Here is a 12018-nt window from a genome sequence, read left to right on the forward strand (position 1 = left end):
CAAAGCGAAGTAATCCCCGAGTTGTCGAAATCCAGAGATAGCCCTGCGAATCGGTCGTTAAGCCATTCAGATTGACGTAGTTACTAGGTAAGCCAGAGGCCGCTCCGGTACTTTTGAAAACTTTAAAAGTCAGGCCATCGAATCGGTTGAGGCCATTGATAGTACCGATCCATAAAAAGCCCCGCCGATCTTTCGCCAGGGAGGTGATGACATTGCTCGATAAACCGTGTTGCGTTGTAAAGCGGGTAAAAGCAATCGGGCTGGTTTGGGCCAGAAGGCGGAAACCGGAAAAGATCCAGAAAAAGAAAAGCAGAAGGCCTAGCCTTTTTCGCATGTGAATGAAAACGTGTGGAGACAAAGATTGACCGAAATCCAGCCAAAGACAAATTTGCCGGATCGCATAAACATGTGAATCGTATTGGGGGCGGGCTAGGATATCGGAGCAAACCCTGGCCGTACTCGCAATCCAGACCGAATGGGAGACAGTAACCCTTGTGTCAGGCGTCAAAATCCGTGAAAGTCGGTGGTAGTCAGTTACTTTAAAGAGAGCTATTTTGGTATTTCACATTTTTATGCGATTGACGGTGGTCCGTTTTTCCACCAATTTTGCAAGGTCCAATCGGAATAGTAAAGAGATCTCGGGCGATTCAAACCAATAAAAGAAACCTCCGATTCAACCGCTTTTTCGGTGCGTTCATCCCTGGTATTTAGCAATTCGAACACACCGTCTATACGTTTCGGAATTCGCCCGTGTCAATTTTATCGTACCTATCAACCGTTATTATCCCCTTGTTTAGCCATGAAACACATGAATCTGATTACCTTTTTATTGACGCTGCTGTCCTTTGCCTGTCAGAAAAATTCGGGCGTATCGCCAGATGACTCCGGTTCGCCGAATGGCAAGAGTTACATCAAAGTACATTTTAACGGTCACACCAAAACCTACAAGGACGTGACGATGTCCCTGATGGGAGGCGGGGGTACCGGCACCGTTGAAGGCTGGTCGATGACGGCCGGACGTAACCACGGAGATTACCTGTCGATTGGTATTTTCTCCCGTGGAACTGGAACCTTTCCGTATCGGCAAAGTATGAGCGATTACCACAACATCAGCATCGTACAGTACCAGCAGACAAAGGGTTCCTACGACAACTATAAAGCGTTAGTCTGTCCTACCTCTTCAGGGTATTATTCGACGCAGGGAAAAGTAGTAGTCGAAGCCTTTGAGGCGGGCAAACTCGCCAAAGGCACCTTTACGGGCAATCTGCTGGTGCCCGATACGGAGGATTGCTCGACGGAGAGTGTATCCTTTAGCGGCGAATTTTATCTGGTCAAATGAGTAAAGATTTAGCGTATACTTTTTAGCGGTAGCGAATTTTCAGAGAATCCCGATGAGAAAAATGTAGCGTACGTTCAACCTTCTTTTTATTTCCATGAAAACAATGATGCATAAGACGAGTCGTACGGGCTTGCTATGCCGCCGGGAGTACCAGCCGATGTAGTACCGTGTGTCCTTTTCAGTGTACCTGAGTGAAGCTTGCTCCAGGTTACTGCTGCCAAACGTTCTGCTCAAAAACCATGAAACGATTGCTCTTCGGGTACCTGCTGGTACTCACGATGATGGCCTGTCAGCCCACCCTGCCCACGCGGGTACTGGAGGGAACATTTGTCGGACCGGGTTCGGTACAGGCAGCCGAGGGCGGCCTCAGCTCGTACGCAGAAATCGAAATTACGCTGAAACCCCTGACGGCAACAACCGTGGAGGTAAGCAGCCCCGAGTTTAAATCCTTCATTATTCAACGCCTGGCCCATTCCGGAACCACTATTTTTCTCTCGGACCATGAACAAAACTTGTTTCATTTTTCGGGCGAACCCAGTACCCGAAGTTTGCTCGTGGACTGGACTATCGAGGTAGCGGGACAGCGACAGACCATCCGGTTTGGCGGACGAAAAAAAAGTTTGGTGTTTGTTATTTAACTGAGCGGCAGGCGAGAGTGTTAATCCGTGTGCTGACGAATACAAGTCATGAAAAAATACCTGTTCTTTAGTTGGGTGAGTGTTATTGTAGCAGCGACGGCCTGTTCTAAGCCAGAGCCGACCCACCCGGTAAATCCACCCGCAGGCTCTGAAACCCATCGGTTGGTAAAAATCACGTCGGGCGAGCAGAATCAGCAAAGTTATCAGTATAATGACCAGGGCTTGCTGCAAAGCTCGAATCTACACTGGAGGTACAACGATTCGGTAACGGTAGCCTCGACGACGACTTTTGCTTACGATACAGAAAAACGGATGTCCCAAATTTTATACCAGGGAAAGCCCTACGTAACGTTTTTCTACGAAGGCAAGCAGCTCGCTAAAACGGAAGAATACGACCACAAAGGGCGGCTGGTGGTTACGCATTTCTATCTGTTTAATGGGGAAGGGCAACTGGTCGAATTACTCGATCAGATTCACGATACCGAAACGGCAGCCGTACAAAGTTTTATTAAGCACCGCTACGAATACGAGGGGCAGCGGAATGTGCAACGTGTACTCTCGTTCCGGAAAAATGTAAATGATCCCACGTTTACAGCCTGGCAACACGTGTACTACGAGAATTACGACACGAAGAAAAACCCCCATCTGCCCCAGGTTTCGTATCCCTTCGTGGAAGCAACGGCTACCCAGGTGAATAACCCCGGAAAAGTGACGGTGCGGGATGCCCGGGACGAATCGGTGTTAAGCGTAGAAACCTATGCGTATAGCTATGACGCTCAAGGGTATCCGCTGCAAAAAACGCAGCAACTCAGCACAACCCATCCGCTGCCCGCCGTGACGGTGAGCTATCAGTATCAGTAAAAGCAGACGAGTATAGGTGATGGCAAAGGCCCGGTTCATCCGGGCTTTTTGCGTTGGTAAAAAAGGATTTTGTCAATAGAGAAGGACTAAAAATGGGCGGGCACTTTCGGGTTAGAGCAATCGGGACCTATCTTTCCGTGGCATTTACTAAACCTATTGAAATTAAGTTCACGTATGAAAAAAACGCTTGCTGTAATCCTTTGTGGATGGACCTTGTTCGCTAGCGGGCAATCGAACCAACTGGCTGCCTCGCTTCGCCCGAACCCGTACCAGGAATTGCCCTTGGGAGCGATTCGGCCCGAGGGCTGGTTACGCGAAAGGCTCATACGCCAGAAAGAGGGTGCCACGGGTAAACTCGATGTGCTGTACCCTTCCGTGATGGGTCCGCGAAATGGCTGGCTGGGCGGCGACGGGGATCAGTGGGAGCGGGGACCGTACTGGGTAGACGGACTACTACCGCTGGCGTACCTACTAAATGATGCCGAACTAATTGCTAAAACCAAACCCTGGGTTGAATGGGCGTTGAACAGCCAGCAACCGGACGGCTACTTTGGCCCCTCCCACGATTACGGGCCCGAAGCTGGCTTGCAACGGGATAATAGCCGGGATTGGTGGCCTAAAATGGTTACGTTGAAGATTTTAAAGCAGTATTATTCCGCCACGGGGGATCAACGGGTGATTCGTCTGATGACCAATTATTTTAAGTACCAACTCAAAGAATTACCCAAAACGCCGTTGGATCACTGGACCTTCTGGGCCCGTTACCGGGGCGGTGATAATTTGATGCTAGTGTACTGGCTGCACCGAATCACGGGCGATGCTTTTTTACTGCAACTCGGCGACCTGATTCACAAACAAACCTTTGACTATACCAACGCTTTTCTGCAAACGGACATGCTGACTCAGCCCGGGAGTATTCACTGCGTAAATCTGGCTCAGGGTCTGAAAACGCCAGTGATTCAGTATCAGCACCACCCCAAAGCGGAATATATACAGGCGGTAGATCGCGGACTAGCGGATATTCGAAAGTACAATGGCATGGCTCATGGCCTGTACGGCGGTGATGAAGCCCTGCACGGTAATAATCCGACGCAGGGTTCCGAGCTGTGTTCGGCCGTGGAGATGATGTTTTCGCTGGAAAGCATGCTGGAAATTACGGGGAAAGTGGCCTGGGCGGATCAGCTTGAAAAAATTGCCTTTAATGCCTTGCCTACCCAGATTTCGGATGATTTCATGAGTCGGCAGTACTTTCAGCAGGCCAATCAGGTGATGTTGACGCGGCACACCCGCAACTTCGACGTAAACCACGGCGGTACGGATGTGTGTTTCGGATTGCTGACGGGCTATCCCTGCTGTACGTCGAATATGCACCAGGGCTGGCCCAAGTTTACCCAAAACCTGTGGTACAAAACATCCGATCAGGGCCTGGCGGCTTTAGTGTATGCTCCGAGCGAAGTTAAAACGGTGGTTGGAAAAAATGTGCCCGTGACCTTCAAGGAAGAAACGGGCTATCCGTTTGAAGAAACGATTCGTTTCACGCTGACGACCGAGGCCCGTAGTGTTACGTTTCCCCTGCACCTGCGGATTCCCGAATGGTGTCCGAAAGCCATTCTGACCATCAACGGGAAACCCTACAAGGAAGTAGTAGGCAATGCCGTGACAGTGATCAATCGTACCTGGAAATCAGGGGATGTTGTCGAAGTACAACTCCCCATGCCGCTCAGACAAAGTAGCTGGTACGAAAACTCCCACTCCATCGAACGGGGGCCGCTGACGTACGCCCTGCCCCTCGGCGAAACGGTAAAAAAGGTGACTAATACGAAAGACCCCATTGACTACGGCGATAGCTACGAAGAAGTTCGTCCGACTACACCCTGGAATTACAGTCTGATCGTCAGTTCGGACGCCAAGTTAGCCGAGCGATATACCGTGGAGAAAACCGGGAAGGTATCCAACTCCCCCTGGACTACTGAAAATGCTCCGATCCGGATTCGGACCAAAGGCCGTCGTATTCCTTCCTGGGGCTTGTACAATGACATGACCGGTCCCATTCCGTACAGCGTAACGTACAATCTGGAGTACGGACCCGAGGAGGAAATCATTTTAATTCCCTACGGTTGTACCCGTCTGCGAATCGCCCAGTTTCCGGTAACGGGAGGGCGTTAATGAAAAGAGCCGTGGGATCGATTCCCACGGCTCTTTTTTAGGAGTGAAACTTACTTCAGGTGAGCCCGAAGCATCCAGGCAATTTTTTCGTGTTTTTCCATCAGGCCGGTGATAAAATCACTCGTACCGGCGTCTTTGTGGGCATCGGCGAAATCGTCGACATTACCCCGCAGAAATTCGATGATGCTTTCGTGGTCGCCCAGTAGCTTGTGAATCCAGCTGCGGCTGTCGTTTCCGCCACCGTCAGCTTCGGTCAGGTGCGTCAGTTGCAGGAATTCCTTCATCGTACCGGGAGCGTAGTGGCCCAGTTGACGAATACGTTCTGCCAGTGAATCGACGATCTCCGCGGAATCTTTGTACAATTCTTCGAAATACAGGTGAACCGAGTGGAAGTCCATCCCTTCCAGGTTCCAGTGAGCATTAAGGGTCTTGGTATAAACCAGGAATTCGTCCGCCAGAATTTTAGCTAATTCATGGGCTACTACGGCCCGGTTTTCTTCTGAGATGCCAATGCTAGTTTTCATAAGGAGTAATTTAAAAAAGGTGAACTGTTGATAAAGACTCGAAAAAGCAGCAATTGTTTAGTGTTCAAAACAGATTAGAATCCGTCTTAATCCAAAGAGGCATGGGCCGGAAAGGTCAGCATTTTTCGCCAATCTTGGAAGGGGTAACGCACAATAATTCTACGTCCTAACCAAGCCTCCGGAGCCAATCCAGCCCAGATTACTGCTTTTTCGAAACCCAGTTCGAGGCCCTTCGCCACAACTCCTTGGGACTGGTTTCTGGATCGAGTACCGTTTGAAAAACTCGCCCTTGTCCGAATGTATAGACCCAGGCCAGGGGCGTGGATTTGCTTCGTACAATCACCTCAATCGGTTCCGTACCTTTTAACTGAAAAGCTGTTTTGCTACGAAAAGAGGGAAGCCCTTTGGTAAGGGGATGTGACTCCCGATTCACGCGTTCATCCATCCGAAAATCCGTTGTCTTTTCCCGACGAAACAACCGCGAATACGCCGCCCAGCCCGAGCGAACCGTGGTATCGGCTTTGGCCCGAAAGGCTAAGGCCAGTAAACCTCCACCCTGTTGAACGTACTGTTCCAGAGCTGCCTTGGAAGAACGGTGGATGCCGTTGGTATCGGGGCGATCAAAGGCCAGAAAGCCGTAGTCGCTCAGGTCGTACGTCGATAAATCGTTGAGGTCCGTACACACATCCACCAGAAGTTCCGGATCTTTTTCGAGCGTTTGCTGTAAGGAGGATTTTGTTTTTTTATCGTGAAAGAGAAGGACTTTTTTCGATCGCTGGTACGTAAGCTCCGTAACCTGAGCATCAGTATAAAAGCTCGCATCCACGCCAGTGGCGGGTACCTCAGCTCCGGCAGCCCAAACCAATCCATTCAAAAGCAGTTTACGGTAATCCGGATTTTCCCAGTTCGTATAAAAGTGATTGAAGGTGGCACAGAAACCGCGGCCCCCGTCAGCCCGTTGCAACGCCCAGGCAACCAGATTCCCCTGCTGAGGCCGTCCCTGTAGGGCAGGTACTTCCATAAGGGGCGTCAGGCGTGGGTCGTTTTCACGGAAACGCAGGTTGTAGTAAAATTCATCGTTGATACGAAAGGGCTTCACACCCCGGCTGATGGGATGCTCGGGTGAAGGCAGGCGGACGTCCGCTTCCAGGATTTTAAGGGCGGAATAGGTTCGGTACTTACCTGTTGCGTCTTCCCAGTCATAGTAACCGCCCGTCCACTCCAGCAGTTTCTGACCGTAGGGATATGAAGCAAAGTTGGAGAAATGTAATAAAGCCAGACTACAACCCCGCTTCATCTGCTTCTCCATAACCTGAATACGTTCGGGCGTCATGAAAGGGACATCCGAAAATAAATTGCCATCCCGTCCGTCCGATACGAAAAAAATCAGGTCGGCGTCGTCGAGCGTCTGTTCCTGTTCGGGCCAGCCGTGCAGGTGTACCTCCGTGCGAAGGCCTGGTACCTGGCAATGATCCAGCATGGTTTTGAGCAGACGTACGGTTTTTACGTATTCGTGCGTACCCGGCGGGTGACTTTTCTCCCCCGCAATCAGTACAATTTTATGAGAGTTACGAACGGGAGAAGAGGGCTGGCTCTGGGATGGAGAAAAACTTCCCAGAAGCAAAGCCCAGGTCATACAAAGCGAATAATACCAATACATAGATCAAGAGGTTTCAACCGGTAATGGAATCAAAGCTACGGAATATTGGCTTATAGTGTACGTTAACTATTAGTTAATTGTGCGTGAGTAAACCCTTAAATCATTATTGGGATCGTCTAACTATAGTCGCTGATTCGGGTAATCTTACCCTGGCTGACTTCAAAAATGCTGACGCCCCGCAGGCGTAAGGTTTCACCCGCTTTTAAGCCATTGGGCAGATCCTGGGCCAGCGTAGCCCGATAGTCAATTTCTACCGCCGCTGCTGTATCACTCAGCACCTGGAAGCGTACCGATTGTCGGCGTTCGCTGAAAAAGTTAAGCGATTGAAGAGCCAGCGTTTCAAATTCGGACTTAGACCGGGTGGTCGTAATCCCTGAGGCGTTCGAAACGTTCTCAAAAAAGACGGCCTCATCGAGCAAAGCCAGCATAGCCGGTACGTCTTTGCCATTATACGCCGTAAGATAAGCCTGAATAATTTCTTCCATAGGGGGCATTTGAGGCAGTAAAGTAGCGATAATTTTTAGGCCTGAACAATGATTTTTCGGGAAGTACCTAACCCAGGCTTTTGTAAACAGGCACTATTTTTTGGAGGGATGTAACATTCGTTCACCTTTCAATGACTATGAATCTCCTACACGCAACGCCACTTGGGTTCGAAAATCCTTTTCAATCGTTCTGGATGGCTGGTTATGAATGTTCAGATCAACTCAATTGCTTCGGAAATCGGGTTGATCTGTTAACGATTTCCGGCCATTTGGATCAGTTGGATGAAGATTACAAACAGCTGCAGCCCTTTCAAATTCGTACGGTACGCGAAGGGATTCGCTGGAGTTCCGTTGAAAAACAACCCTATCAGTACGACTGGACGGTGGTTCGTCAGATGATTGAGAAAGGTCGTCAGCACGGTATTCAGCAGGTGTGGGATCTGTGCCATTTTGGTTATCCGGACGATCTAACGCCCCTGCATCCGCTCTTTGCCCGACGGTTTGCGGCGTTATGTCGGGCCTTCGTTGACTTCTACCGAACCATTGATCCGGATGGCACCCTGATCATCACGCCGATCAATGAGGTGAGTTTCATCTCCTGGCTGGGCGGGGACGCCCGGGGTACTTCCCCGTATTGCGTCAAACAGGGCTGGGATGTGAAGTATCACCTGATGCGGGCCTACATTGAAGGCGTGGCCGCCATTCGTGAAATGGACGCTCAAGTCAAAATTATGTCTACGGAACCGCTGGTGAATATGGTGCCGCCCCTAAACGCTACCTACGAACAGCAGCGGAAGGCAGACCTGGCTCATCACGCTCAGTTTCAGGCCATGGATATATTGACGGGACGAACTTGCCCGGAGCTGGGCGGCTCGCCAGACTATCTGGATATCCAGGGACTCAACTATTATTACAACAACCAATGGGTCGTGAATGAGGGTAGTGGTAATACATTTCTTCCCTGGGGAAATGAAGGGAACGATCCCCGCTGGCGACCTTTACGCAGTTTATTCCACGAAGCTTTTGAACGATACGGAAAACCGATCGTACTGAGTGAGACGAGCCATCCGGGGGAACACCGACCGCACTGGATCCGTTTTGTGGCGGAAGAATGTGCTGCGGCAATCGAGCAGGGCATTCCCCTGTGGGGACTGTGTTTGTACCCCATCATTGATCGTCCGGACTGGGATCATCTGGATCACTGGCATCGGTCGGGATTGTGGGATGCTGAACTCCTACCGGGGCAATCGCCCCGCCGCGTTCTGTACGAGCCCTACGCTCAGGCCATTACTGCAAGTCAGCGATTGTTGGATGTAGCCTTTGCCCGCAAAAAAGCAGAACAGCCGAGGATTTTCTAAGCAAAAGACCTTTCTTGCGTAGGTTGTTTAATGCTTACTAAACAAAGCCTCATCACCTATTTTTTCGTATCCGCATGAAAGTTCTTCCCCTGTTAGGGCTCGCTTCTTTGATGGCTTTCTATTCTTGTGAACAGAGGGCCTGTATGTCGCCACCTCCCACGTATCAATTTGCGTTTGTAAATAAACAAGGATTACCTGCTTTAGATAGCACCCGGGCGATGCAAGTACGCTTGATGTATAAAGATGCTTCGGGGGTGGAGCAGACGGTTGCCCCCGAAGACTTTAAAGTCATTGCGTCGAAACCGTATGGCGTCGTTTTTGAATCTTCCTATGCTTTAATTGAAAATCCAAAACCGCAAACCCGCGTCTATACGATCACCCTTGGTACGGAATCATTGGGTCGGCTTCAGCTTACTAGTAAAAAAAACACTACCCAATGTAATAGTTGGATGAACCTGAACGAAGCCCGTTTTAATGAGCAAATTTTAAGCCGGGGCGAAGAGGTAAATTATTTGATTCAACTTCCGTAACCAAGCGTCAGGATAGGAATGAGTCAAGGAGTTGTCCCTGCGTTACCTATAGGGATGAGCGTCACTGCATAATTGATAGGTAAGGGCTCAATTTAGGGAATGTAGTACCCTATTTCTTAGATAAAAGTGCTAACCGCTGTAGAGTCATTAACCTTTGTGGGAGATGATTCTATCGCGGCTATTTTCTCCTACCTACTTAACATTTTCTTCTCAGCGTACTGATCGTCAGCGATGGGTGCTTCTTGATTTGGTAACCTTGAAGGTCTAAACTTGCGGTTGTTTTTCCCAAATCACTACTCTGAAGAAACAGGAATGAAAACAAGGCTTACGGCTCCGTAAGCCCTGCTAGCTTATGGTTTGCTGTGCTGTTGAAGCGTTTTGGAATTCTGGCAGAAACAGAAACCGGTTTTCTAGCAGATCGACTTCTGTTTAGTTTAAAGATCAGTATACTAGGGTAGTGCTAGGTATAAGTGACTAAATAATTTGTAATTATTCAACTATTACTACAAAGGTTTACAATGATTACTACAAACTATATCCAGTAAAGAGATTTAGTTTCGCGTCTTCAAATCGCTACTACCAAATCTCATGACCTCATTCCCGCCGGATATTCGTCTGTTTTTCGCTTTCGTTTTTCAAAAGTACACGTGTTTCGTAGCTCCAAGGCCCTTACTTATTCTGGTTACTTGTTAATCAGGCTTCTCCCTAATTCCATTTAATCCAGCACCAAACAGACCAGCGGTACATCACCGAACGGGACGGGTTCGCTTTGCCTATACGGTTCCCTGGTACTTCTCCTTCTAACTAATCAACCATAATCCATCCATTTTTATGAAAAAAAGAATACTCTTAGGAATCATGTTGTCGGCGGGTAGTTTCTTCGCTGTACAGGCTCAGGTAAAAATCGGGGCTAATCCTACTACCATTCAGGGCGGTTCGTTACTCGAGCTGGAAAATGAAACAGCCAGTGGTAATAATCAGCGGGGTTTACAGCTTCCCCGAGTAGCGTTAACGAATACGGGTACCTGGGCTCCCATGGCTGGATCGGCAGCTCCCGGTATGACCATCTACAATACAAACGCTGACATTGCCGGTGCCCGAGCCAATGGGGTAGGGGCCTACATCTGGTATGCCGGAACGGGTTGGAACCCCATTACCGATTGGTCGTTGGCCGGCAATAACATCGTAGCTGGCCAAGTGCTGGGAACCAATAACGATCAGAATTTAAACATTCGAGCGAATGGAGCCAACCGAATTTCCATTAGTGCAGAAACCGGGCAAACCCAATTTGGGGGAGCGAATATGGCTGTACCACGCCTGTATATTACTCGTCCTGCTCCGGGAACGGCCATTCCAGGCTTGTACGTGGAAAACTCGACGGGCTTTAACTCGGCACCGGCCTCTAACATTGTCGTAGGTAATGCGGCGGGCAATTCTTTTAAAGGCATGTACGGTTTTGTAAGCGGCGGTTATGACCAGGTGACGGCCGGTCAGGTTAACGCGGGCATATCGTACCGAAGCAATGGCACTTTGAGTTTGGGCGTTGCGGCGGACCCTTACAGTCCTGGCGAAGCTACGGCCGATAAACTCGTCATCACGAGCGGCGGAGATGTAACCGTACGCGACGGAAACCTGACGGTAAACGGAGGCATTTCTTCGAACATAACGAAGGTGGGTGTTACCAATAACGTAGCGGGTGGAGCCGCTGGAAGTCCGACGGTTTTGAGTAATACGGCTTCCTCCTATATTGCCCTTTCTCCGGCTGCCGGAGCAGATGCCTATCAGGTGCCCGCAGCTAGTGCCAATGCAGGTTTGATGTTGATCATTAAAAACAACACGTCGGTAGCTGCTACGCTGAGTTCAGCGGGTGGACGCTTCATCGTAGCGAACGTTGGCAATTTAACCTACACGCTGGATCCCGGAGCGAATGTTCGGGTCATTACCCTCATTTCTGACGGAGCCAACTGGCAGATTACGGCTACGAATTAAGTTTCACCCTTCACTTATCGAATATGAACAAGCGATTAGGGGGTGTACTGCTAACCCTACAGATAGCGTCGATACCGGCTCTAGCTCAGGTTGGTCATGAAGTCTATAGTACCCCCACCATAGAGGCGACCAACCGAAATACGAATTCGAACGTAGCTGATTTTTCGGACTATTTTCGGGTAAATGCCCTCGCTACCTATACCAACATTGGTAGCATTTACTGGCTCAACACCAACACGGCCGGTACGTTTATTACGAATGGTACGTATACCACAGGTACAGCGGCTACGGATTACTTCGGCAATGGTACGGCTAGGCAGGCCATGGAAATTAACGGTAGTTCGGCTCCCATTTTTAATAATTTGATTTTTCAAAATGGGGCGATGAACATTGCCAATTCCGCTGGGATTACGATCAATCGCAGCCTGACCCTAACCAATGGTCTTACCACTACGCAACGCAATAGTC

12 protein-coding genes are annotated in these 12018 nt (G+C 49.5%); 8 read left to right on the forward strand and 4 right to left on the reverse strand.

The window, feature by feature from the left end:
- Window positions 1–334 (reverse strand): ligand-binding sensor domain-containing protein (locus tag ACOJTG_RS13680; RefSeq protein ID WP_420154332.1); only part of this gene is annotated, 334 nt, incomplete at its 3' end.
- Window positions 335–808: 474 nt separating this feature from the next.
- Here ACOJTG_RS13680 and ACOJTG_RS13685 point away from each other — a divergent pair.
- From ACOJTG_RS13685 to ACOJTG_RS13700, 4 genes are all read left to right on the forward strand, one after another.
- On the forward strand, window positions 809–1339 hold the full coding sequence (locus ACOJTG_RS13685; protein ID WP_420154333.1) for a hypothetical protein: 531 nt from the start codon (window positions 809–811) through the stop codon (window positions 1337–1339).
- A 239-nt stretch (window positions 1340–1578) separates the two neighbouring features.
- The gene (locus tag ACOJTG_RS13690; protein ID WP_420154334.1) at window positions 1579–1977 is read left to right on the forward strand and encodes a hypothetical protein; all 399 of its coding nucleotides are present in this window, start codon (window positions 1579–1581) and stop codon (window positions 1975–1977) included.
- Window positions 1978–2025: 48 nt separating this feature from the next.
- Window positions 2026–2838, forward strand: a complete 813-nt coding sequence (locus ACOJTG_RS13695; RefSeq protein ID WP_420154335.1) for a hypothetical protein — start codon at window positions 2026–2028, stop codon at window positions 2836–2838.
- A gap of 174 nt (window positions 2839–3012) precedes the next feature.
- Window positions 3013–5004, forward strand: coding sequence for a beta-L-arabinofuranosidase domain-containing protein (locus ACOJTG_RS13700; RefSeq protein WP_420154336.1), 1992 nt, complete (start codon window positions 3013–3015; stop codon window positions 5002–5004).
- 50 nt (window positions 5005–5054) lie between these two features.
- On the opposite strand, the gene ACOJTG_RS13705 is transcribed toward ACOJTG_RS13700, so the two are convergent.
- The 3 genes from ACOJTG_RS13705 to ACOJTG_RS13715 all read right to left on the reverse strand — a co-directional run bounded on the left by ACOJTG_RS13705 (window position 5055) and on the right by ACOJTG_RS13715 (window position 7673).
- Window positions 5055–5528: a Dps family protein gene (locus ACOJTG_RS13705; RefSeq protein ID WP_104715667.1), complete on the reverse strand. Its 474-nt coding sequence runs from the start codon at window positions 5526–5528 to the stop codon at window positions 5055–5057.
- A gap of 199 nt (window positions 5529–5727) precedes the next feature.
- Window positions 5728–7188 carry a ThuA domain-containing protein gene (locus ACOJTG_RS13710; protein WP_420154337.1) on the reverse strand — a complete coding sequence of 487 codons (1461 nt, stop codon included), beginning with the start codon at window positions 7186–7188 and terminating at the stop codon, window positions 5728–5730.
- A gap of 116 nt (window positions 7189–7304) precedes the next feature.
- Window positions 7305–7673, reverse strand: a complete 369-nt coding sequence (locus ACOJTG_RS13715) for a nuclear transport factor 2 family protein (RefSeq protein ID WP_420154338.1) — start codon at window positions 7671–7673, stop codon at window positions 7305–7307.
- Window positions 7674–7804: 131 nt separating this feature from the next.
- Between ACOJTG_RS13715 and ACOJTG_RS13720 the strand changes: the two genes are divergently transcribed.
- The 4 genes from ACOJTG_RS13720 to ACOJTG_RS13735 all read left to right on the forward strand — a co-directional run.
- On the forward strand, window positions 7805–9031 hold the full coding sequence (locus ACOJTG_RS13720; protein ID WP_420154339.1) for an amine oxidase: 1227 nt from the start codon (window positions 7805–7807) through the stop codon (window positions 9029–9031).
- 143 nt (window positions 9032–9174) lie between these two features.
- A complete protein-coding gene (locus ACOJTG_RS13725; protein WP_420154340.1) occupies window positions 9175–9561 on the forward strand; it encodes a hypothetical protein in 387 nt (128 codons plus the stop codon).
- 831 nt (window positions 9562–10392) lie between these two features.
- Entirely contained in the window at window positions 10393–11550 is a 1158-nt protein-coding gene (locus tag ACOJTG_RS13730; RefSeq protein WP_420154341.1) for a hypothetical protein, read from the forward strand.
- 23 nt (window positions 11551–11573) lie between these two features.
- Window positions 11574–12018 (forward strand): hypothetical protein (locus ACOJTG_RS13735; RefSeq protein ID WP_420154342.1); only part of this gene is annotated, 445 nt, incomplete at its 3' end.

Source organism: Siphonobacter sp., assembly GCF_048595215.1.
Taxonomy (GTDB): Bacteria; Bacteroidota; Bacteroidia; order Cytophagales; family Spirosomataceae; genus Siphonobacter.